Genomic DNA, 22,308 nt, shown 5'->3' on the forward strand with positions numbered 1-22,308 from the left:
TAGTAGAATTGGTATCATATCTCTAAGGAGGTACAAATTAATGGAAATATTAAAAGTTTCAGCAAAATCCAACCCTAATTCTGTAGCTGGTGCACTCGCCGGAGTTCTTCGTGAAAGAGGAGGAGCTGAAATTCAAGCAATTGGGGCCGGTGCATTAAACCAAGCCGTTAAGGCAGTAGCTATCGCACGAGGATTTGTAGCGCCTAGCGGAGTTGACCTCATTTGTATTCCTGCGTTTACCGATATTTTGATTGATGGAGAAGAAAGAACTGGGATTAAGCTGATTGTCGAGCCACGTTAACTAAAAACTGTAAGCTGCCTGTTTGCCTGCTTTTTGCGCAAACAGGTTTTTTTGAGTGCGTAAATGTGGGTGAGAGCCTTCTGTAATTCACTGACGGCACCTATTAATTTTTCAATGAATACTTGCTTTTTTGTGAAGTTAGGTCTAGAATTGTAAACGTTTAGTACATATTTTTTAACAGCCATCTTTATACCCATCTTAGTGATCAGCGCGCTTATTTTCTTTCGGAAAATAGCGTATTTTTATACATGGAGACTTATGTTTTCTCCAGTAAACGCAATTGGTGAGTATATAGAATGAAAAGCATAGAAGGGGTGGAGTTCATGATTGATCAACTTTCCTGGAAAGTTGGCGGACAGCAAGGGGAAGGGATAGACAGTACCGGAGAAATTTTTGCAATGGCCTTAAATCGTCTTGGATACTATCTCTACAGTTATCGGCACTTTTCTTCACGTATCAAAGGCGGACATACGAACAACAAGATTCGTGTCAGCACCAAACAAACAAGGTCGATCTCGGATGATCTTGATATTTTAATCGCGTTTGACCAGGAAACCATTGATGTAAATATTCATGAGATGCGGGACGGAGGAGTCGTCATCGGCGACGCGAAGTTTAATCCAGTTGTTCCGGAAGGCTCAAAAGTAAGGCTCTTTTCAGTCCCGTTCACGGAAATAGCGAATGAGCTTGGCACTTCCTTGATGAAGAACATGGTGGCCATCGGCGCTACGAGTGCAGTGCTCGATTTGCCGGCTGAATCGTACATAGATGTGGTTGAGGAAATCTTTTCAAGAAAAGGCGCTAAAGTCGTAGAAAAGAATATGGATGCAATCCGTAAAGGCGCTGAGTTCTTTAATGAAGCAGCAGGGGGTCCGCTCGAGGGGTTCCAGCTGAATAAAGCTGACGGAAAAAAACGTATGTTTATGATCGGCAATGATGCCATCGCTCTTGGATTCGTAGCCGGCGGTGTCCGCTTCATGGCGGCTTATCCGATTACTCCCGCCTCAGAGATTATGGAATACCTCATTAAGAAACTTCCTCAGTTTGGCGGAACCGTTATCCAAACTGAAGATGAGATCGCAGCTTGTACGATGGCCATCGGCGCTAACTATGCTGGTGTACGTACTGTGACTTCATCTGCGGGTCCTGGTTTATCCCTCATGATGGAATCCATCGGCCTTGCAGGAATGACAGAAACACCGCTCGTCGTCGTTGATACACAGCGCGGCGGTCCTAGTACAGGGCTTCCGACGAAACAGGAACAGTCGGATTTAATGGCGATGATCTACGGTACACATGGTGAGATTCCAAAGGTCGTCATGGCGCCAAGCACAGCAGAAGAAGCTTTCTATGATGCTGTGGAAGCCTTGAATATTGCAGAAGAGTACCAATGCCCGGTCATTTTACTGACTGATCTTCAGCTTTCTCTAGGAAAACAATCCGTAGAACCGCTTGATTTCAGCAAAGTTGAAATTCGCCGCGGCACCCTGGATTTGAATGCTGAGCTTCCTGAAGAAGAAGGCGGCTACTATAAACGCTATGAACTGACGGATTCCGGAGTATCTCCTCGTGTTATACCGGGAATGAAAAACGGCATTCATCACGTGACAGGCGTCGAGCACGACGAAACGGGCAAGCCGTCAGAGGTTGCTGCAAACCGCTTGAAGCAGATGGATAAGCGTCTCCGAAAACTGAAGAACCTGAAATTCAACACGCCGGTCGTAAAATATACCCCGAATGAAGAGGCTGATCTTCTGCTTGTCGGGTTCAACTCCACAAGAGGCGTGATTGAGGAGGTTATTCCTCGTCTGGAAGCGGAAGGAATCAAGGTAAACCATGCGCATCTACGTTTGATTCATCCATTCCCGGTTGAAGAGATGAAGACTTTAATTGATTCAGCGAAAAAGGTAGCGGTCATTGAGAATAATGCTACTGGACAGCTGGCCAATATCCTTAAAATGAACCTGGGTGCTCATCACAAGATTGAGAGCATCTTAAAATATGACGGTAATCCATTTCTTCCTTCTGAAATTTTCAATAAATGCAAGGAGCTGGTTTAAATGGCGACGTTTAAAGACTTCAGAAATTCAGTAAAACCGAACTGGTGCCCTGGCTGCGGCGACTTTTCCGTGCAGGCATCCATACAGCGGGCGGCAGCAAACGTCGGGCTTGAACCGAACGACCTTGCAGTGATCTCGGGGATCGGGTGTTCCGGGCGTATCTCGGGTTACATTAAATCCTATGGCTTCCATGGCATTCACGGCCGTGTTCTTCCAATCGCCCAAGGCGTGAAAATGGCCAACCGTGATCTGACAGTTATTGCCTCTGGAGGAGACGGTGATGGATTCGCTATCGGAATGGGCCATACCGTTCATGCGATCCGAAGAAATATTGACGTAACCTATATCGTAATGGACAACCAAATCTACGGATTAACGAAGGGGCAGACTTCACCCCGCTCTGCTGAAGGATTTAAAACGAAAAGTACGCCAGAAGGTTCTGTAGAGTCCGCTATCGGAGTGATGGAACTTGCTCTTACAGCAGGTGCAACGTTCGTTGCGCAAAGCTTTTCAAGTGACCTGAAAGAACTGACTGCGATCATACAAAAAGGGATTGAACATAAAGGCTTCTCATTAATCAATGTGTTCTCTCCCTGTGTAACTTATAATAAAGTAAACACATATGACTGGTTCAAAGAACACCTTACAAGCCTTGATACAATCGAAGGCTATGATCCTTCCAATCGGATGATGGCGATGCAGACTCTGATGGAAAACGACGGACTCGTCAAAGGCATCATCTATCAGAATACAGTAAAACCTTCCTATCAGGACCTTGCCCACGGATACAGCAAGGATGCATTATCCAAAGCGGACCTGAAGATGGATGAAGAGAAATTTAACGGCTTACTTGCCGAATTTATGTAATAAATAAAAAAGGCATCCTGAACATTTATGTTCAGGATGCCTTTTTATGATTGCGCAACGCAAGTTCAAGTTTTTTGTTTCTGACAATGGAGACCATATTGATGAGCAGGAAAATCATCGTAATGTAAAAGATATCTTTAATGTTATAGGACGCAGCTACAAAGGTTCCCAGCAATGGGCCGAACAGGTTCCCGAGAAAACGGGCAGAAGAGCTAATTCCAAAAGCGGTAGCCTGCAGGTTTGGAGGTGCCAGTTTTTTAACGAGAACATTCAGTGAAGGGATCATTCCTCCGATAAATAGGCCTAGTAAAAACCTGCCTGCTAACAGGGCCTTCACATCGGTAGCCAGAACTTGAGGCAGAAAAGCAAGTGCAGCCATGAGCAAAGAGAAGATGAGAACTTTCCGCTGTCCATAGCGGTCGCCGATTCTTCCAAGGATCGGTGACCCAATCAGGTTAGCAATACCTGTTACGGCACTGATCAGCCCTACGACTAAAGTCAAATGGCTGCCATGGTAAATGGTCCTGGTGTAAAGGGTGATGATCGGCTGGATACTCATCATTGCAAGCTGGGTGATTGCAGCTGCGATAAATACAGGAAACAGGGGCTTAAGTGCTCTCCATTCGTTTTTCTTTTTGATGCTTCTTTCCTTTTTAACTGCGACATCTTCTTTAATAAAGAACATGACGACCATCCCTGCGATCAAAATAAGTCCACCTGTGACAAAAAAGACACCTTCAAATCCAAAGATCTCAGACAGAAAGCCTCCGATTAGTGGACCGATCAGTGTGCCGACAATCTGGCCAGTCTGCAGTGTGCCGAGGGATCTTCCAGCATCTTTGTCTGGTGTAACGGAAGCCTGGAGGGAAATGGACATGGAGATAAAACCGGAGAACAGACCATTGATCAGACGCAATACGAGAAGCTGTTCCGGCCCTGTCACAAGCCCCATTAACGCTGTGACAGTCCCCATCCCTATTGCAGAACGGATGAGCATTACTTTTCGTCCATATCGGTCAGCGAGTGAGCCCCATAGCGGCTGAAATAAAAAAGAAGTGATAAACTGAGCAGAAAAAATCCAACCTGTCCAATGTTCAACACTTTGAATATTTGAAACTCCAAGTTTTTCAATATATAGGGGCAAAAAGGGGATGATCAAGCTCATTCCTGCAGCGATCAGAAAATTGGCCGGCCAAAGAATCCAAAGTGATCGTTTCCAATACATTGAAGCATCATCTCTTTCATAAACGGTTTCTGCCTTTTATTTTACTCCTGTCATTTAATAAAGTGAAATTTAAGCATTATTAATTATTGAGTATTATTGATATTTTGAAGGGACACCAATCATTCCTTTTGCAATCGAAGTCTGTTATAATATTGAAGTTATCAGAGAAAAACACCTCTAGAGTTTCGCTGTTTGCAAGGGAGGAAATTGCAATGAACCAACAGGGATCGAATCCTGTGAAAGATAAAAATAAAACCTCTAAGGATTACGCCAGCTATTTTCAAACGACGTACCAGCCGCCTTCCTTAAAGGACGCTAAAAAACGCGGAAAAGAAGAAATTAAGATTGTAAAAGATTTTGTAATTGAAGAGGATTTACGAAGAATTGGAAATGGCAAGAAATTTTATATCAGGACCTATGGCTGCCAGATGAATGAGCATGATACGGAAATCATGGCCGGAATTCTCGGAGACATGGGCTATGAAGCTACGGCAGAAGTGATGGATGCCGATCTAATCCTGCTTAATACATGCGCCATCCGAGAGAACGCCGAGAATAAGGTTTTCGGTGAACTGGGACATCTCAAGCCGCTGAAAGTGGACAAACCTGATCTATTGATCGGAGTCTGCGGCTGCATGTCTCAAGAAGAATCTGTTGTCAATAAATTGTTGAAAACCTATAATCAGGTGGATATGATATTCGGTACCCATAACATCCACAGACTTCCGCAGATCGTGAAAGAAGCTTATCTTTCAAAAGAACGAGTCGTTGAAGTATGGTCCAAAGAAGGAGATATCGTTGAGAATCTTCCACGTGTGCGAAAGGGCAACATTCAGGGATGGGTCAACATCATGTACGGATGCGACAAGTTCTGTACGTACTGTATCGTTCCTTATACGCGAGGGAAGGAAAGAAGCCGCCGTCCTGAAGATATCATTGAAGAAGTAAGGCACCTTGCCCGCAACGGCTATCAGGAAGTAACTCTCTTGGGGCAAAACGTGAACGCTTACGGAAAAGACTTTGAAGATATTGAATTCGGTCTCGGTGACCTGATGGATGAGATCCGTAAGATTGACATTCCGAGGGTCCGCTTTACGACAAGTCATCCGCGGGATTTTGATGATCATCTGATTGAAGTACTCGCGAAGGGCGGAAACTTGGTCGAACATATCCACCTTCCTGTCCAGCACGGCAACAGTGACATTTTAAAGCTCATGGCGAGAAAGTATACGCGTGAACACTATCTTGAGCTTGTCGGAAAAATTAAAAAGGCCATTCCAAATGCTGCACTGACGACAGACATCATCGTCGGTTTTCCGAACGAGACAGAAGAGCAGTTTGAGGAAACGCTGTCTCTCGTAAAAGAAGTCGAGTACGATGCTGCTTATACCTTTATTTATTCACCGCGTGAAGGAACACCAGCCGCCAAGATGGCTGATAATGTGCCTTTAGAAACGAAAAAAGAAAGACTGCAGCGTTTGAATTCAATATTGAACGATATTTCGCTGCGCAAGAACCAAGCTTACCTGGACACGGTAGTTGAAGTGCTCGTTGAAGGGGAAAGCAAGAAGAATCCGGATGTATTATCAGGGCATACCACAACGAATAAAGTGGTGAACTTTAAAGGGCCGAAGCATCTCATCGGAAAGATTGTAAAAGTTCATGTTAAAGATGCGAAAACGTGGACGTTAAGCGGGGATCTACTAGAAGAAAAGGCGGGAGTGTTAGAGGGATGACTTATACAAAAAGTGATATTTTAGACAAAGCAAAAGAGCTGGCAGAAATGATTGCACAAACAGAGGAAGTTGATTTTTTCAAAAGGGCTGAGCAGCAGATCAACGAAAACGGCACCGTTTCCTTCTTGATCGCACAGATTAAAAAGCTGCAGAAAGAAGCGGTCAACCTTCAGCATTACGGGAAGCAGGAAGCCCACAAAGAAGTCGAAGAAACGATCGATAACCTGATGAAGGAAATGGACAGTATTCCGGTAGTTCAGGAGTTCAAACAATCTCAGGCTGATGTAAACGATATTTTGCAGATGGTTTCCCATACGATTTCCAATACTGTCACCGATGAGATCATCGAGTCTACAGGAGGAGACCTTTTAAAAGGAACAACAGGCTCTGCGGACGGCTGTTCAACCGGAAGCTGCGGCTGCCATTAATAGGAAGGATCAGGAGAATCTAACATTCTTCTGATCTTTTTTTGTTTGATAACCAACAGTATAAAAGAAAGTAATACAGTTACCCGTCTATGTAATTTCACGTACCGTATTTTAATAATATAAAAATTTTTAAAAATAGGTCACCATCTGGGCATCTTACATAAACTGTATTAACGGAATCATAAAAAGTTTTTTAGCACACTAGTCATTTGCCCTGCATAGGATGAAATGAAGATTGGAAGAGGAGGGATTAAGTCTATGTCAAACATAGATCAAGATCTGAATTACAGAGAGATAATTTGCAAAGCAGTATGCGGCAAGGGGCGGAAATTCTCTCAGTCAACACATACGATCACTCCAAGCCATAGACCTACGAGTATCCTTGGAAGCTGGATCATCAATCATTCATATAAAGCTTCCAGACAAAGTGATGACACGGTTGAAGTGGAAGGCCATTATGATATTAACGTCTGGTATTCATACAACAATAACACAAAGACCGAAGTTGTTACGGAAACAGTAGGGTATAAGGATTCGATCGTACTTAGTACAAGAGATGAGCATGCGACGGGAAAAGATCTTGAAATATCTGCCAGATGCATTCAGGCTCCAAACACTTTAGAAGCAACGATCTCTCCAAATGGGAGCCGCATGGTCATTCAATGTGAACGTGAATTCACCTGTGACGTAATCGGGGAGACCAAAGTATGTGTATATGTGAACCCTGATGGTGCGCTTGATGATTGGGAACAAAAAGACTGGGATTACGGACTGGATGATCAAGATGTTGAAGATATTGACCAATTTTTCATGGGTGAACTGGATGAATAACGAAACAAGGAAGAAGATATCTTCTTCCTTGCTTTTTTATGTATTAGGGGTATTGTTTTCTTGAATCCAAATCTGCATCCTATGCTATAATGAACTATTGAAAAAAGAACTTAGAAGTTAGGTGAAAGCATGGCACAATACACACCCATGATCCAGCAATATTTAAAAATAAAATCGGCTCACCGTGACGCTTTTTTATTTTTCAGGCTCGGTGATTTTTATGAAATGTTTTTTGAAGATGCGACAAGAGCGTCTCAACTGCTTGAAATCACACTGACCAGCAGGGAAGGCGGCACTTCCGAACGCATACCAATGTGCGGAGTTCCTCACCATTCTGCTGCCAATTATATTAAACAGCTCGTTGAGTCCGGCCACAAGGTGGCGATTTGCGAACAGGTAGAAGACCCTAAATCCGCAAAAGGGGTCGTGAAGCGGGAAGTCATCCAGATCATTACTCCAGGAACCGTGATGGACCATAACCTGCTTAAAGAAACCGAAAATAATTTTATTGCAGCCGTTTCATATAACGCTGAAGAATACAGCATCGTACTGAACGATCTTTCTACTGGGGAATTAAAAGGATACGTTTTTAAAGGCGATACATCTATGCTCATACAGGAGCTTCAGGCCATGCATGCAAGAGAAGTCATCATGTCATCTGAACTTTATGAACAGGTTGCTGAAACTGTTCGAATGAGATATCAGATCGTCAGTTCCATTCAGGACCAGAATGAGGTGCCAGATCCTTTTCAGCATTTAGTCCAAGAAAACGAAAGAGAGCTGCTGAAGAAAGCATGCGGACGTCTCTTTCATTATTTGCTCCATACACAAAAACGATCATTGGAGCATCTGCAGCCTTTAAGCATCCAGCATATTAACGAATTCATGAAGCTCGACAGCTTTTCCAAACGGAATCTGGAGCTTGTTGAAACAAACCGTTCAAAAGGAAAAAAAGGATCACTTCTATGGCTCCTCGACCGGACAGTGACCGGTATGGGAAGCAGGAGACTGAAACAATGGATTGAGCAGCCTCTTCTCGTCCCTGCGCTGATTGAACAGCGGCTGAATGTTGTGGAAGAGCTGATCCAGGAATTTTTTGTGCGCGAGGAACTGCGTGACAAATTAAAAAGGGTGTATGACCTGGAAAGGCTGGCGGGTAAAGTTTCGTTTGGCAATATTACAGCCCGTGACCTCATCCAATTAAAACAGACATTGGGAAGCGTACCGGGCATCAAACAGACCCTCTCGCAGTTATCCAACCCATACAGCAAAGATCTGGCAGACAAGATGGACAGCCATGAAGAACTGTATCACTATCTTGAAAGCTCTCTGCATGATGATCCTCCTCTTTCTATAAAAGAAGGCGGACTGATCAAGGATGGGTATCATGACGAACTTGATACATACCGGGATGCCAGTGTGAACGGTAAAGCATGGATCGCGTCGCTTGAACAAAGAGAAAGAAGCGAGACAGGCATAAAATCGTTAAAGATCGGTTATAACCGGATTTTTGGCTATTTTATTGAAGTTACGCGCTCGAACCTTTCTCTGATCCCCGAGGGACGCTATGAAAGAAAGCAGACACTGGCTAACGCCGAACGGTTTGTAACCCCTGATCTTAAAGAAAAAGAAAGGCTAATCCTAGAGGCTGAGGAAAAAATGGTCTCGCTCGAGTACGAGCTTTTCTTGCAGGTAAGGGAGCATGTGAAGAGCTATATTCAATCTCTGCAGCAGCTGGCTAAGCAGCTCAGTGAGATCGACGTACTTCAGGCATTTGCTGTGGTCAGTGAAGAACAAAGATATGTAAAGCCTGTCATCTCTGCTGATAACCGAGTGGCTATTGCTAACGGCCGTCATCCCGTCGTGGAAAAGGTGATGGATGCCCAGGAGTATGTTCCAAATGATATCTATTTGAATAATGAGCGGTCGATGCTTCTGATCACAGGTCCGAACATGGCCGGTAAGAGCACGTACATGCGGCAGCTTGCACTCACTTCTGTCATGATGCAGATTGGCTGTTTCGTGCCGGCAGATGATGCAGAACTTCCGCTTTTTGATCAGATTTTTACCCGAATAGGAGCCGCGGATGACCTTGTGGGCGGGCAGAGTACGTTTATGGTTGAGATGCTCGAAACAAGGTATGCCTTAAATAAAGCAACAGAGCAAAGTCTGATTTTGCTTGATGAAATCGGGAGGGGAACATCTACGTATGACGGAATGGCGCTCGCTCAGTCCATCGTAGAGTTCATTCATGACCATATTGGAGCAAAGACGCTCTTTTCGACGCATTATCATGAGTTAACGGTCCTGGAAACGCAGCTCAGCTCGTTGAAAAATGTTTATGTATCAGCGATTGAAGAACAAGGAAGGCTCGTGTTTCTTCATAAAGTGATCGACGGACAAGCTGACAAAAGCTTTGGGATACATGTTGCACAGCTTGCAGAGCTTCCTTCAGCAGTAATCGAGAGGGCTAAATTCATTTTAGAAGAATTTGAATCGGACGAGCGTTCTCCAAAAAAGGCAGCGAACAAGGCAGATACCCAGCTGAGTCTATTTATAGAAGAAAATGCTGCAGACAACATATCCAAAAAGAAACATGAAAAATCGGAAGTGGAAGAGTTTCTGAAAACGATGAACCTCTTGGAAATGACACCACTGGATGCAATGAACGCTCTGTTTCATCTGCAAAAGAAAGTGAAATAAAGGAGACGATCAAGTGGGAAAGATAATCCAACTGGACGATCACCTATCCAATAAAATCGCTGCCGGCGAGGTAGTAGAACGGCCGGCCTCTGTGGTCAAGGAACTTGTTGAGAATTCCATCGATGCGCATTCAAGCCGAATCGAGATCGAGCTTGAAGAGGGGGGCCTGTCTTTAATTCGAATCATTGACAATGGAAACGGGATCGAACCTGATGATTGTCAATTGGCATTCAGCCGGCATGCAACGAGTAAAATAAAAGAAGAACAGGATCTGTTTCAAATCCGAACGATGGGTTTTCGGGGGGAGGCGCTCCCCTCGATCGCTTCGGTTTCCCAGATGGAAATGAAAACAGGGACAGGCTCAGGCCCGGGTACGGCTCTGACGATTATGAACGGGCAGATTCAATCCGTATCTTCAACAAATTCCAGAAAAGGCACCGATATCACAGTCCGCCACCTGTTTTACAATACACCTGCAAGATTGAAGCACATGAAGACGATCAACACCGAGCTCGGCAATATAACTGACGTCATCAACCGGCTGGCACTGGGCCATCCTGAAATCTCTTTCCGGCTCAGGCATAATGGAAGGGATCTATTAAACACAAACGGAAGCGGAAACGTGCTCAATGTCATCGCTGCTGTGTATGGAATGAGTGTGGCAAGGAATATGGTTCCTGTAACTGCCAGGTCCCTCGATTATGAAATTGAAGGATACATCTCAAAGCCTGAGATTACGAGAGCATCAAGAAATTACGTTTCATTGTTCATGAACGGAAGATATATCAAGAATTACGCGGTCCAGCGTGCCGTTCAGCAGGCGTTCCATACGCTTCTTCCCATCGGCAGATACCCGCTTGTCGTCCTGTCGATCACGATGGATCCATCTATCATCGATGTGAATGTCCATCCATCAAAATTGGAAGCAAGGTTGAGCAAGGAGCCGGAACTCAACTCTTTAGTGGAAGAAGAAGTAAGGAACGTGCTGCGGAAGCTGAGGCTGATTCCCGAACCTTCGTCTTCACTTGCTGCCAGGATACCGGAGAAAGACCGTTCAGAACAAAGTACCTTCACGTTTGAGCATGGAACGCAGCCATTACCGCCATCTGAAAAGAAAGCTATGGAAAATGTGATGGATGATCATAAGAAGATAATGCTTCCAACTGAAAAAATCTCTGGTGATCCAGTGTTTACTAAGAGGATTTTAGAGGAGGAAACAGAGCTTCCAGATCAAATAAAAGAGAACCAGCATCTTATGGTGGATGAGCCGTTTTCTCTGAATCCGGCGGTTGCTCCCGAAAGTAAGGAACTCCCGGAAGAGGATTCCAGCAAAGTACCTGTAATGTATCCGATCGGCCAGATGCATGGCACATATATCATCGCTCAAAATGAAGAAGGCATGTATTTGATCGATCAGCATGCAGCACAGGAACGAATTAAATACGAATTCTTCAGAGAAAAGGTAGGACAGGTAGCTTCAGAGCTTCAGGAGCTGTTTGTTCCTATTACATTCCAGTTTACAAATAAGGAAGCCTTAATCATTAATGAAAATCTTGAAGTACTGGAAAAGGTAGGGGTCTTTCTCGAGCCGTTCGGCCAAACAACGTATATCGTGAGAGCACATCCTCAATGGTTTCCAGCAGGGCATGAGAAAGAAAGCATCGAAGAAATCATAGAACAGGTATTGGCAGAAAAGCAGGCTGATATCAAAAAGTTAAGAGAAAAAGCCGCCATTATGATGTCGTGCAAAGGATCGATTAAAGCTAACCATCATTTGCGCAGCGATGAGATCTTCATGCTGCTTGAAACACTTAGAAAAAGCGAAGATCCTTACACCTGCCCCCATGGCCGGCCGATTATCGTCCATTTTTCGACGTATGAGATGGAAAAGATGTTTAAAAGAGTTATGTGATCGTAAAAACGGTGTCCTTTTAGAAGGCCGCCGTTTTTTATTCCTTTCCTTTTTGGATTTTTCCGCATGTTCGCGTTATGATAAAGATATCAATTTAAAAATAAAACAAAGGGTATGATAGGAGTTTTTATGAAAGAAAGATTATTCGTGATTGTCGGTCCGACGGCTGTCGGCAAAACGAAAACAGGTATCGAACTCGCCAAAGCGTTTGATGGTGAGATCATCAGCGGTGATTCCATGCAGATCTATCGCAGTATGGACATAGGCACAGCAAAAATCTCAAAAGAGGAAATGGAAGGAATTCCTCATCATCTGATTGATATTAAAGATCCATGTGATTCATTTTCAGCAGCTGAGTTTCAGGAGCTGGCCAGAACAAGCATTTCTGATATTAACAAAAGAGGAAAAGTACCGATTATCGTTGGTGGTACCGGATTATATATCCGTTCGGTCACACATCAGTATGAATTCTCATCGGCTCCCGGGGATGAAAGCTACCGCCAGGAACTGGAAGAGCTTGCAAGGGAGAAAGGCGAGGTGCATGTTCATGCTCTCCTCGAAAAGAACGACCCTAAAAGTGCAGGAAAAATCCACCCTAACAATATAAGAAGAGTAATCCGGGCTCTTGAAATCTATCATAGCACTGGCAAGACGATGTCTGATACGCTCGCAGAACAGCAAACACACGAGGAATCACCGTACGAACTTGTTTTGATTGGATTATCGATGGAGCGTGAACTGCTGTATGAGCGGATCAATCAGAGGGTGGATGAGATGGTAGCATCAGGATTGGTGGAAGAGGCCCATCGTTTATATTCAGAGGGAGTGCATGATTGCCAATCCGTCCAAGCCATCGGGTATAAAGAAATTTACGAGTATCTTGAAGGCAGGCTGACGTTGGATGAAGCGGTCGAACTTCTTAAGCGGAACTCCAGACGATATGCCAAGCGGCAGTATACCTGGTTCAGGAATCAGATGGACATCGAATGGTTTGATATGTCATCACTAAACTTTTATGATAATTTTAAAGAAATCAGATTATTTGTAGAAGGAAAATTAAAGAACCTGTCGAATGATTATTCTAATGGCTAATGAGGAGGACTGTATACATGAAGCAAGCGATCAATATCCAGGATCAGTATTTAAACCAATTACGACGTGAAAACATCTATGTGACTGTATATTTACTGAATGGCTTTCAACTAAAAGGACTGGTGAAAGGGTTCGATAATTTTACGGTCATCCTGGAATCAGATGGGAAGCAGCACTTAATATACAAGCATGCCATCTCAACTTTTACGCCTCATCGTCCGGTCGAGCTGCCGGCTGAAAATTAATACATAGGTTTGTTGGGAAGTAAAAGAAAAACCTTGCTGGGTTCACTCAGCAAGGTTTTTCTCTTATGTCTTCGAAACGGATTGCAGATATTTATAATAGCGTTCGAGGCTTAAAGAGGACTTGAACCCAAATTTTTCTTTGATCTGTTCGGGTTCTTTCTCCGTTTGAAGTTCACGAAGTATGCAAGTTCGTCTCATGTGCTGTGCGGAGATGCCTTTTCGCAACCCAGACCTTTTGATTTCAAGACGGATCATTTTTTGTACAGCGATCTCAGTCAGCGGTTTGGGTGAATTGGTCTTGTAGACCCAGCGGTAGGTTCCACGCTGGTAATCAAAGGCGGCAAAGAACGAATCATTGGAATACCAGGCAGGACGAACCGCAGCAGGGATCGTTTCGTAATAAGAATAAAGAAACGCTTGATCCTCTCGTTCTATCCTTATTTTTCGGGGGAGGCTCGTTTCAGAAGGTACTTGTATGATACCCTTTGTAAAATTGATGTGTCTCATCTTCAAGGATGTCAATTCAAGTAATGTCAGGCCATAACGAGAAAGAAGAATGACGATGGAAAGGTTGCGGCTGATCAGAAGATGCCGGTATTTTTGTTGATTCTCCGTCAGTCCTTCATACGATTTAATGACCTCAAAGAGTTTGTCCAATTCCTCGGAAGAAATAAAGTCCTCATCTGTAAAATCAGTTTCCTCCCCAATCCCAAGATCCACTCCGTTTACCGGATTGTAGGCAAGTTTGCCGAGCGTAATCTGAAACTGTACAAGCTGTTTTAACACCGTCAATACCCGGCGCAATGTTCGAAGCGAATAATTTCTTTCATGTATCAAAAAGTCAAAATAGGACTGATAGTCTTCTGTTCGCAGAGATTGGAATACAGAAAAGCTGTCCTCCTCTTTAACGACTCTCATCCACGCTAAAAAGTCGTTCAGATCGTAAAAATAGCGCCTGATGGTACTTTCCTGTCTGCCTTTCTTCTCCAAGGTCTCTAAATACACTGCCGAATAGCTGGGCAAGGAATCGATTAGCGGAAACATGGTTACCTCCGTTTGGCGTTTTTGTTTAATTATACCAACTTCCACGTAGTGAAGCACTTTTAAATCCAAATGAATATTTGGACCGTTAAGTTTGAACACTAACCTTATTGATGAGAAAAAGAGAGGGTTATTTCCATGAAACGATATGTATTGGCTGCAGCGGCTGTACTTTGGATATCCGGCTGTTCGCAGAACGAACTGGATCTCGATAAAGAAAAGAGCTATAAAGCTCCTACGAAAGTCAACATGAAGAACTTGCCCAACTCCCAGAATGATGCCCCGAACGTAAATGAAAAAAATTATGAATCAAAAAATGCAAAAGAAATTTCGGATTTGGCAGAGACGGTACCTGGGGTCAAAAATGCAGATGTAATTGTGAGCGGGATTTATACGTTGGTAGGCATCACACCGGAGCATCACCTTACAAAGGGAAAAAGTGATCATCTGAGGTTGAGGGTTTATCAGACCATTAAAGGAAATGAACATGGAAAAAACGCAGCCATCACGACCGCCCCTTCATTGATCAGGGAAATGAGGGCGATTCAAAGAAAGATCGACGCAGGTGACAATCTTTATACGGATGATGTTTATAATAAATTAGGAATACTGATTGGTAAAATTACCCCAGTTTCAAATCAGGCGAAACGGAATTATCAGAAAGACCTCGACCGAACGAAACAAAATAATATGGGCAGGCAGATCTACGAATAGATTATTTCCCGGATAAGCGCAGGAACTGACAAAAAACCGCTTGATTATTGCATATCTGCAGATCGTTCGAAAACACAAACCCAAAAAAACCACCCATTATCGAATGAGTGGTTTTTTGCGTTATTTATGCCTGAGCTTCGAGGGTCAGATCGTTTTCATCATCATTTTTCGTTCCTTGCGGTTTGAACTTGCCGGCAAGGTAACTTGCGATCGTAATTGTAACGATGGAGTAGAGTGCATGTACAAAGCCGACCATTAAAGATGCAGAAATAACAATAATAAAGTCGGTCAGAAATAATGTTTTCCCGCGGTTGATTGAAAGATGCTGATCCATATAGACAGCCAAAATATGAATGCCGCCAAGTGATGCACCATTGTTCAACACGAGCACGACTCCTGTTCCGATAATCAGTCCTGAAACAATCGCAATGAGAAGAGGATGCATTCCAGGAGAGGGAGCAATCTTAAGAAATTCATTGATCAATGAAATCAGCGAGATACAGAGAAGTGTATACACCGAAAAGGAAATCCCCAGCCTTTTTACAGATAAAATAAAGAAAGGGAGATTGATCACGAAAAACCAGACACCCCATGAAATACCGGTCGAGAAGGTCAGCAGGGTGGAAATCCCCGCTGTTCCACCAAATGTCAGGTGGGAAACGGTAAGAAGTTTAGTTCCGAAAGCGGTTAAGAACAGCCCCATAAGAACTAAAAGGGCTTTTTTCAAAAAATACATATTCATCGTTCCTTTTTATGCAGCTATTTTCAAGAATAAGGCAGCAAGAAAAAATAGTCAATACATAAATTTGATTAAATATACATTTAATATTCTGAAAATATGATTTATTAGACGATTTAGATAACTTATTTTGAATAAATATTCATGTTTATTAATAAAGATTAATATTGCGACCCGAGAGTAAGCCCGTATAATTGAAACTCTTGAGAATACATTAGAATGAGGGCTAATCGATGGGCATTTGTCACCATAAATAATGTCATGAGTATAATAATCCTAGACAGCTAAAGAGAGGTGAATCTCTTGCATGATTCCATGACATTTAAAAAGAAGACGCAAATTAATATTATTCTGAACCAAAATAATGAAAGAGATCGTGTTGAAGAAGAAGCGAGTCCTTCTGCGAAAGAAAGACAGCTTGAAAAGCACCTTCCATTAAAGAAGATGGAGCAGGAAATGGCATCGCTCGTTGGAATGGAAGAGTTAAAAGGCTTTATTAAAGAAATTTATGCCTGGCTTTATGTGAATAAATGCAGAGCGGAACAAGGACTGAAAGTGGAAAAACAAGTGCTTCATATGATGTTTAAAGGAAATCCAGGTACCGGGAAAACGACGGTTGCACGGATGCTCGGAAACCTTTTTCATGAGATGAATGTTTTGTCAAAAGGACATCTGATTGAAGTAGAGCGAGCAGATCTTGTGGGAGAATATATCGGCCACACTGCGCAAAAAACACGAGAGCTCCTAAAGAAAGCTATGGGGGGCATCCTTTTTATTGATGAAGCCTATTCACTGGCACGCGGCGGAGAAAAAGATTTTGGGAAAGAAGCCATTGATACGCTTGTCAAAGCAATGGAGGATCAGCAGCATGATTTTATTCTTATCCTTGCGGGTTATTCAGGGGAAATGGATCGTTTTCTTAAATTGAATCCTGGTCTGCCGTCAAGATTTCCCATTATGGTTTCCTTTCCCGACTATTCCGTCGATGAACTAATGGAAATCTCAAGAAAGATGGTAGCTGAGCGTCAATATATCATGGCGAAAGATTCAGAATGGAAGCTCCGGCAGCATCTTCAGCGGGTTTGTGCAGCTGGAGAGAAATCCTTCAGCAACGGCAGATATATCCGGAATATCATTGAAAAAGCCGTCAGGAAACAATCAGTTCGTTTACTGAGAGAAGAGAGGACAGATAAGAAGTCATTGATGAGTCTGATCGCTGATGACCTTCATCTGGAAGAAAAACATGGAATTTGATATGATAGCTATATAATGAATAGGAAAGCAGGTAGGTTATTTGGAAGAAATCAAGCATTCTCATCTAGAGAAAGCCATCCTCGTTGGCTGCCAGTTACCAGGGCAAACCGACGAGCGATTTTTTTATTCAATGGAAGAGCTGGAGTCGTTGACAAAAACGGCTCAGGGACAAGCTATCGTTTCTGTTACCCAGAAGCGGGAGCGATATGATTCTGCTACATTTATAGGCAAAGGTAAAATTGAAGAGATACTGGCGCTCGAAGAGGAACTGGAGCCGGATCTGATTATTTTTAATGACGAACTGACACCTGCGCAGAACAGAAATCTCTCCCGCTTTTTTGACGCAAGGATCATTGACCGAACTCAGCTCATCCTTGATATTTTTGCAACACGCGCACGGTCAAGAGAAGGAAAACTTCAGGTTGAACTTGCACAGCTGCAATATATTCTTCCTAGGCTGGCGGGTATCGGGGTTTCTTTGTCACGCCTTGGTGCAGGTATTGGTACAAGAGGCCCAGGGGAAACCAAACTTGAAAAAGACAGAAGGCACATCCGGTCCAGGATCACTGAGATCAAACGCCAGCTCGCAGATATCGTCAGCCATCGTGGACGGTACAGAGAAAGAAGAAAAGAAAATCAGGCGATCCAGGCAGCGCTGGTCGGCTATACGAATGCAGGCAAGTCCACCATTTTCAATGGGCTAACCTCTGCAGACAGCTATGAAGAAAATTTACTGTTTGCCACATTGGATCCCCTGACAAGAAAAATGAGGCTGCCAGCAGGTCTCCAGGTGCTTGTGACAGATACGGTCGGTTTTATACAGGACCTTCCCACATCCCTGATTGCAGCATTTCGATCAACGCTTGAAGAGGTAAAGGAAGCAGACGTTCTCATTCATGTCATTGACGGCTCAAGCGAAGACCGTGATCAGCATGAATCCACAGTACTTTCCATTTTGAAGGATCTTGACGCTGCCTCCATTCCGATGATTACAGTCTACAATAAAAAAGATCAGTTTAAAGAAGGTTTCATACCCGCAACAGCTTCTGTCTCCATCTCGGCTTTTCAACAAGAGGATCTGCTTCTTTTAAAAGATGTGATCGAAACCGAAGTGAAGAAGCAGCTGGAATACTATCATATTTTTGTTCCTGCAGCAGAAGGCAGAAAGCTGTCGATGCTGAAAAACAACACCATCCTGCTGGAACAGGTTTTCATTGAAGATACACAAAGCTACGAATGCAGAGGCTATGCCCTGCCGTCCATGAAATTACAATAAAAGGAGCACCTTATGTTTTCACAGTTTCAAAACGGAGATCGACTACAAAAATTAGCACAAGAGACGGAGAAAAAGATCCGGTCCCAGCATGACACCATTCAGCAGAGAGCTGAATTTAATCAGTTAAAAGTGTTAAAAAGCTTTCGTGATCATCAGGTAAGTGATTTTCATTTTACCCCGTCAACAGGGTATGGCTATGATGATGCTGGCCGCGATACGCTCGAAAAGGTGTATGCTCAAGTGTTTGGTGCAGAAGCAGCCCTTGTAAGGCCGCAGATCATTTCAGGAACACATGCCATTTCTCTTTCATTGTTCGGAGTGCTTCTTCCTGGTGACGAGCTGCTGTACATCACAGGAAAACCTTACGATACTCTTGAAGAAATTGTAGGGATACGCGGAAAAGGGACAGGGTCGCTTAAAGAGTATGGCATTACCTATTCCCATACAGACCTTTCCCCAGCGGGAAGGCCTGATTTCAACGCCATCTCAAAGGCCATCCACAGCAAAACGAAAATGATCGGCATTCAGCGCTCAAAAGGTTACGCAGACAGGCCGTCATTTACTATAGAAGAAATCGGTGAAATGATTTCCTATGTGAAGGAAATCAAACCAGATGTCATCGTGTTTGTTGATAATTGCTATGGTGAATTTGTAGAAGAAAAAGAACCATGCGAAGTCGGAGCTGATCTGATCGCAGGTTCACTCATTAAAAACCCTGGAGGCGGACTCGCCAAAACAGGCGGGTATATCGCCGGCAAGAAAGAACTCGTCGAAAGGTGTTCCTATCGTTTGACTTCGCCTGGCATCGGTGCAGAAGCAGGTGCTTCCCTATACAGTCTTCTCGAAATGTACCAAGGATTCTTTTTAGCACCTCACGTTACAGCACAGGCCTTAAAAGGTGCGGTGTTTACAGCTGCTTTTCTTGAAAGCCTGGGAATGTCAACCAATCCATCATGGGATGCAAAACGGACAGACCTGATCCAATCCGTCAAATTAGAAGATAAAAAACGGATGATCGCTTTTTGCCAGGCGATTCAGCTCGTTTCTCCTGTGAATGCCCATGCGGTTCCTTATCCGGCATACATGCCGGGCTATGAGGATGATGTCATCATGGCAGCTGGTACATTTATACAGGGAGCAAGCATTGAACTGACAGCTGACGGACCGATCCGTCCGCCATATATTGCTTTTGTGCAGGGCGGACTGACATACGAACATGTCAAGATTGCTATACTAACCGCTGCAGACCATTTGATACAGGAGAATTTAATCTAATTTTAAAGGTGAAAATAACCGGTATACGAATGCCGGATATTTTTTATGTTATTTTTTCTGACATAAGGTTGACATGTGAGGTTTTGTAACATAAGATAAAAGTAGTTGGAAGGAGGGCTTATGATGATGAATGATGATACGAGAAGGAATCAACCTTTATTTCCGATCAGTATTGTTATGAAACTGACTGAATTATCTGCCCGGCAAATTCGATATTACGAAGAACATGAATTGATTCATCCGGCCCGTACCGACGGAAACCGGAGAATGTTTTCTTTCAACGATGTGGATATACTGCTGGAGATCAAAACTCTGATCGAACAGGGAGTTAACCTGGCTGGCATCAAACGAGTTTTTGAACTCAACCGACAAGCCGTTAACATACTGAAAGATGAGGTTAAGAACGAGCAAATGTCTGAAGCAGCACTGCATCGCCGTTTAAAACGGGAGCTTATGCATGCAGGGCGTCTTGGCAAAACTTCATTGATTCAAGGGGAATTATCCCGCTTTTTCCACTAATCTTAAAAAAGAATGCTGTATTCAATTACTAAGGAGGAGTAACAAGTGGCTAAATTTACTAAAGAAAACATCATGCAAATCGCTAAAGATGAAAACGTACGTTTCATTCGCCTTCAGTTTACCGATCTATTAGGTGTCATTAAAAACGTTGAAATTCCTGTAGGACAATTGGAAAAAGCATTAGACAATAAGATGATGTTTGACGGTTCTTCCATTGAAGGATTTGTTCGTATCGAAGAATCAGATATGCTTTTATATCCTGATCTGGATACATGGGTTGTTTTCCCTTGGACATCTGAAAAAGGAAAAGTAGCACGTATGATCTGTGACATCTACAATCCAGATGGCACTCCATTTTCCGGAGACCCTCGCGGAATCCTAAAAAAAGTATTAAAAGAAATGGAAGACCTTGGTTTCACTGACTTTAACATTGGGCCAGAACCGGAATTCTTCCTCTTTAAAAACGATGAAAAGGGCGAGCCTACACTCGAACTAAACGATAAAGGCGGATATTTTGACCTTGCGCCGACTGACCTTGGCGAAAACTGCCGCCGTGACATCGTTCTAGAGCTAGAAGACATGGGCTTTGAAATCGAAGCTTCCCACCATGAAGTAGCTCCTGGACAGCATGAAATCGACTTTAAATATGCAGATGCAATCACTACTTGTGACAACATCCAGACGTTTAAACTCGTTGTTAAAACCATTGCACGCAAACACGGCCTTCATGCGACGTTTATGGCAAAACCGCTATTCGGCGTAAACGGTTCCGGTATGCATGCGAACATGTCCTTGTTTAAGGATGGAGACAATTCGTTCTTTAATCCGTCCAATGAAACAGGACTAAGTGAAACAGCGATGCAGTTCCTGGCAGGGATTTTAAAGCACGCACAAGATTTCACAGCGATCACTAACCCGACAGTTAACTCATACAAGCGGTTGGTTCCTGGATATGAAGCTCCTTGTTATGTAGCGTGGTCTATGCAAAACCGCAGCCCGCTTATCCGAATTCCGGCTTCCCGCGGACTAAGCACACGTGTAGAAGTCCGTAGTGTAGACCCAACAGCAAACCCATACCTTGCGATGGCCGTATTGCTGGCTTCCGGTCTTGACGGAATCAAAAACAAGCTGCAAACTCCAGAACCGGTTGACCGCAACATCTATGTGATGGATAAAGAAGAGCGCGAAGCAGAAGGAATTAAAGATCTTCCTGCTACATTAAAAGAAGCGGTCGACCGCTTAAAGAAAAGCGAAGTGCTGATTAAAGCCCTTGGGGAACATGCGGCTGAGCACTTTGTTGAAGCGAAAGAAATCGAATGGGATATGTTCCGCACACAAGTTCATCCTTGGGAAAGAGAACAATATCTATCCATGTATTAAGATTCAAAACCCTTGACACCATTGGTGTTGAGGGTTTTTTGTTTGATGTTTTGGTGATAAGTATGATTTATTATTAAATTTTTTCGAAATGAATAGAGAAATAAAAACATTAGAAGAGGTAAAATATAGCTAATTAGTTCTATGAAAGGAGGCGGATTTGGATTATCAGCAGTGATAAATATTCCTCCTTCTGTACTCCCCAACATTCCATTGAAAATTCCGTAACAAACATTTAATCCCCAATGAATACCTGTATCTGCCCATATCGAACGTGTACGATAAAAAGCATAAGTTAAAGATAAACCCAAAACAAGAGAAAACAATGTATTTGATAAACTAAACCCTTCATTCCAACTATCATCCAGTGCATACAATAGGACAGATATAAGAAAAATCCATTTTTCATTTATTTTATCTCTCAAATGACCAAATACATATCCTCTAACGATAATGTCGTTTAAAAAAGAACCGATAAAAAATGTAAAAAAAACAAAGAAGAATGACATTAATGATTCAGTTAAATTTTTAACTTCGACAATTCGAAGAGAACTTCTAAAAACAACTAACCTGTCACATGGGGCTGGTTTCAGGGAGGTTTTCGAGATACCACTTATTGAGGATAACTGGAGTCTTGGAAAAATAAAAAACTGTTCCTAGATCCAGAAACCGGACAGAAATCAACAATCTTTAACGCTTTCTTAACGCGGACT

General features: G+C 43.2%; 20 protein-coding genes. 16 read left to right on the forward strand and 4 right to left on the reverse strand.

The window, feature by feature from the left end:
- Positions 1-40: 40 nt before the first annotated feature.
- The 3 genes from spoVS to LCY76_RS10780 all read left to right on the forward strand — a co-directional run bounded on the left by spoVS (position 41) and on the right by LCY76_RS10780 (position 3,228).
- Positions 41-301 carry a stage V sporulation protein SpoVS gene (spoVS, locus tag LCY76_RS10770; protein WP_053354424.1) on the forward strand — a complete coding sequence of 87 codons (261 nt, stop codon included), beginning with the start codon at positions 41-43 and terminating at the stop codon, positions 299-301.
- A 323-nt stretch (positions 302-624) separates the two neighbouring features.
- Positions 625-2,361: a 2-oxoacid:acceptor oxidoreductase subunit alpha gene (locus tag LCY76_RS10775; RefSeq protein ID WP_248252635.1), complete on the forward strand. Its 1,737-nt coding sequence runs from the start codon at positions 625-627 to the stop codon at positions 2,359-2,361.
- Positions 2,362-3,228 (forward strand): 2-oxoacid:ferredoxin oxidoreductase subunit beta, encoded by an 867-nt coding sequence (locus LCY76_RS10780; RefSeq protein ID WP_053354422.1) that lies wholly within the window; start codon positions 2,362-2,364, stop codon positions 3,226-3,228.
- A 31-nt stretch (positions 3,229-3,259) separates the two neighbouring features.
- Here LCY76_RS10780 and LCY76_RS10785 read toward each other — a convergent pair whose 3' ends face one another.
- Positions 3,260-4,453, reverse strand: coding sequence for an MFS transporter (locus LCY76_RS10785; RefSeq protein WP_248252636.1), 1,194 nt, complete (start codon positions 4,451-4,453; stop codon positions 3,260-3,262).
- 212 nt (positions 4,454-4,665) lie between these two features.
- Here LCY76_RS10785 and miaB point away from each other — a divergent pair, with 212 nt between their 5' ends.
- The 7 genes from miaB (at position 4,666) to hfq (ending at position 13,400) form a co-directional block, all read left to right on the forward strand.
- Positions 4,666-6,189: a tRNA (N6-isopentenyl adenosine(37)-C2)-methylthiotransferase MiaB gene (gene miaB / locus LCY76_RS10790; RefSeq protein ID WP_248252637.1), complete on the forward strand. Its 1,524-nt coding sequence runs from the start codon at positions 4,666-4,668 to the stop codon at positions 6,187-6,189.
- Positions 6,186-6,617, forward strand: coding sequence for a YlbF/YmcA family competence regulator (locus tag LCY76_RS10795; RefSeq protein ID WP_248252638.1), 432 nt, complete (start codon positions 6,186-6,188; stop codon positions 6,615-6,617). Before miaB ends, LCY76_RS10795 begins: the two co-directional genes overlap by 4 nt.
- A gap of 258 nt (positions 6,618-6,875) precedes the next feature.
- Positions 6,876-7,448, forward strand: coding sequence for an outer spore coat protein CotE (cotE, locus tag LCY76_RS10800; protein ID WP_091005522.1), 573 nt, complete (start codon positions 6,876-6,878; stop codon positions 7,446-7,448).
- Positions 7,449-7,577: 129 nt separating this feature from the next.
- Positions 7,578-10,151, forward strand: coding sequence for a DNA mismatch repair protein MutS (mutS, locus tag LCY76_RS10805; RefSeq protein ID WP_248252639.1), 2,574 nt, complete (start codon positions 7,578-7,580; stop codon positions 10,149-10,151).
- Positions 10,152-10,164: 13 nt separating this feature from the next.
- Positions 10,165-12,063: a DNA mismatch repair endonuclease MutL gene (gene mutL, locus LCY76_RS10810; protein WP_248252640.1), complete on the forward strand. Its 1,899-nt coding sequence runs from the start codon at positions 10,165-10,167 to the stop codon at positions 12,061-12,063.
- A gap of 129 nt (positions 12,064-12,192) precedes the next feature.
- Positions 12,193-13,155 carry a tRNA (adenosine(37)-N6)-dimethylallyltransferase MiaA gene (gene miaA, locus LCY76_RS10815; protein WP_248252641.1) on the forward strand — a complete coding sequence of 321 codons (963 nt, stop codon included), beginning with the start codon at positions 12,193-12,195 and terminating at the stop codon, positions 13,153-13,155.
- A 17-nt stretch (positions 13,156-13,172) separates the two neighbouring features.
- Positions 13,173-13,400 carry an RNA chaperone Hfq gene (hfq, locus tag LCY76_RS10820; RefSeq protein WP_053354414.1) on the forward strand — a complete coding sequence of 76 codons (228 nt, stop codon included), beginning with the start codon at positions 13,173-13,175 and terminating at the stop codon, positions 13,398-13,400.
- A gap of 63 nt (positions 13,401-13,463) precedes the next feature.
- On the opposite strand, the gene LCY76_RS10825 is transcribed toward hfq, so the two are convergent.
- The gene (locus LCY76_RS10825) at positions 13,464-14,444 is read right to left on the reverse strand and encodes a tyrosine-type recombinase/integrase (protein ID WP_248252642.1); all 981 of its coding nucleotides are present in this window, start codon (positions 14,442-14,444) and stop codon (positions 13,464-13,466) included.
- Between the two features lie 135 nt (positions 14,445-14,579).
- Between LCY76_RS10825 and LCY76_RS10830 the strand changes: the two genes are divergently transcribed.
- On the forward strand, positions 14,580-15,155 hold the full coding sequence (locus LCY76_RS10830; RefSeq protein ID WP_248252643.1) for a YhcN/YlaJ family sporulation lipoprotein: 576 nt from the start codon (positions 14,580-14,582) through the stop codon (positions 15,153-15,155).
- Between the two features lie 124 nt (positions 15,156-15,279).
- Here LCY76_RS10830 and LCY76_RS10835 read toward each other — a convergent pair whose 3' ends face one another.
- The gene (locus LCY76_RS10835; protein WP_248252644.1) at positions 15,280-15,891 is read right to left on the reverse strand and encodes a YitT family protein; all 612 of its coding nucleotides are present in this window, start codon (positions 15,889-15,891) and stop codon (positions 15,280-15,282) included.
- Positions 15,892-16,209: 318 nt separating this feature from the next.
- Here LCY76_RS10835 and spoVK point away from each other — a divergent pair, with 318 nt between their 5' ends.
- The 5 genes from spoVK to glnA all read left to right on the forward strand — a co-directional run bounded on the left by spoVK (position 16,210) and on the right by glnA (position 21,598).
- Complete coding sequence (spoVK, locus tag LCY76_RS10840) at positions 16,210-17,148, forward strand: stage V sporulation protein K (protein WP_248254652.1); 939 nt, start codon at positions 16,210-16,212, stop codon at positions 17,146-17,148.
- Positions 17,149-17,188: 40 nt separating this feature from the next.
- Complete coding sequence (gene hflX, locus LCY76_RS10845) at positions 17,189-18,424, forward strand: GTPase HflX (protein WP_248252645.1); 1,236 nt, start codon at positions 17,189-17,191, stop codon at positions 18,422-18,424.
- A gap of 12 nt (positions 18,425-18,436) precedes the next feature.
- A complete protein-coding gene (locus LCY76_RS10850) occupies positions 18,437-19,699 on the forward strand; it encodes a methionine gamma-lyase family protein (RefSeq protein WP_248252646.1) in 1,263 nt (420 codons plus the stop codon).
- Between the two features lie 126 nt (positions 19,700-19,825).
- Positions 19,826-20,218, forward strand: a complete 393-nt coding sequence (locus tag LCY76_RS10855) for a MerR family transcriptional regulator (RefSeq protein WP_053358269.1) — start codon at positions 19,826-19,828, stop codon at positions 20,216-20,218.
- Between the two features lie 45 nt (positions 20,219-20,263).
- Positions 20,264-21,598, forward strand: coding sequence for a type I glutamate--ammonia ligase (gene glnA, locus LCY76_RS10860; protein ID WP_091005538.1), 1,335 nt, complete (start codon positions 20,264-20,266; stop codon positions 21,596-21,598).
- Here glnA and LCY76_RS10865 read toward each other — a convergent pair.
- The gene (locus LCY76_RS10865) at positions 21,595-22,104 is read right to left on the reverse strand and encodes a CPBP family intramembrane glutamic endopeptidase (RefSeq protein ID WP_248252647.1); all 510 of its coding nucleotides are present in this window, start codon (positions 22,102-22,104) and stop codon (positions 21,595-21,597) included. The two genes, glnA and LCY76_RS10865, sit on opposite strands and share 4 nt — an antisense overlap.
- Positions 22,105-22,308 lie beyond the last annotated feature (204 nt).

The organism is Fictibacillus marinisediminis (genome assembly GCF_023149135.1).
GTDB lineage: Bacteria > Bacillota > Bacilli > Bacillales > Fictibacillaceae > Fictibacillus_C > Fictibacillus_C marinisediminis.

Bases quoted from the DNA above. Each gene is read 5' to 3' on its own strand.
- spoVS (WP_053354424.1), top strand. From the start codon at position 41: ATGGAAATATTAAAAGTTTCAGCAAAATCCAACCCTAATTCTGTAGCT.
- LCY76_RS10775 (WP_248252635.1), top strand. From the start codon at position 625: ATGATTGATCAACTTTCCTGGAAAGTTGGCGGACAGCAAGGGGAAGGG.
- LCY76_RS10780 (WP_053354422.1), top strand. From the start codon at position 2,362: ATGGCGACGTTTAAAGACTTCAGAAATTCAGTAAAACCGAACTGGTGC.
- LCY76_RS10785 (WP_248252636.1), bottom strand. From the start codon at position 4,453: ATGTATTGGAAACGATCACTTTGGATTCTTTGGCCGGCCAATTTTCTG.
- miaB (WP_248252637.1), top strand. From the start codon at position 4,666: ATGAACCAACAGGGATCGAATCCTGTGAAAGATAAAAATAAAACCTCT.
- LCY76_RS10795 (WP_248252638.1), top strand. From the start codon at position 6,186: ATGACTTATACAAAAAGTGATATTTTAGACAAAGCAAAAGAGCTGGCA.
- cotE (WP_091005522.1), top strand. From the start codon at position 6,876: ATGTCAAACATAGATCAAGATCTGAATTACAGAGAGATAATTTGCAAA.
- mutS (WP_248252639.1), top strand. From the start codon at position 7,578: ATGGCACAATACACACCCATGATCCAGCAATATTTAAAAATAAAATCG.
- miaA (WP_248252641.1), top strand. From the start codon at position 12,193: ATGAAAGAAAGATTATTCGTGATTGTCGGTCCGACGGCTGTCGGCAAA.
- hfq (WP_053354414.1), top strand. From the start codon at position 13,173: ATGAAGCAAGCGATCAATATCCAGGATCAGTATTTAAACCAATTACGA.
- LCY76_RS10825 (WP_248252642.1), bottom strand. From the start codon at position 14,444: ATGTTTCCGCTAATCGATTCCTTGCCCAGCTATTCGGCAGTGTATTTA.
- LCY76_RS10830 (WP_248252643.1), top strand. From the start codon at position 14,580: ATGAAACGATATGTATTGGCTGCAGCGGCTGTACTTTGGATATCCGGC.
- LCY76_RS10835 (WP_248252644.1), bottom strand. From the start codon at position 15,891: ATGTATTTTTTGAAAAAAGCCCTTTTAGTTCTTATGGGGCTGTTCTTA.
- spoVK (WP_248254652.1), top strand. From the start codon at position 16,210: ATGACATTTAAAAAGAAGACGCAAATTAATATTATTCTGAACCAAAAT.
- LCY76_RS10850 (WP_248252646.1), top strand. From the start codon at position 18,437: ATGTTTTCACAGTTTCAAAACGGAGATCGACTACAAAAATTAGCACAA.
- LCY76_RS10855 (WP_053358269.1), top strand. From the start codon at position 19,826: ATGAATGATGATACGAGAAGGAATCAACCTTTATTTCCGATCAGTATT.
- LCY76_RS10865 (WP_248252647.1), bottom strand. From the start codon at position 22,104: ATGTCATTCTTCTTTGTTTTTTTTACATTTTTTATCGGTTCTTTTTTA.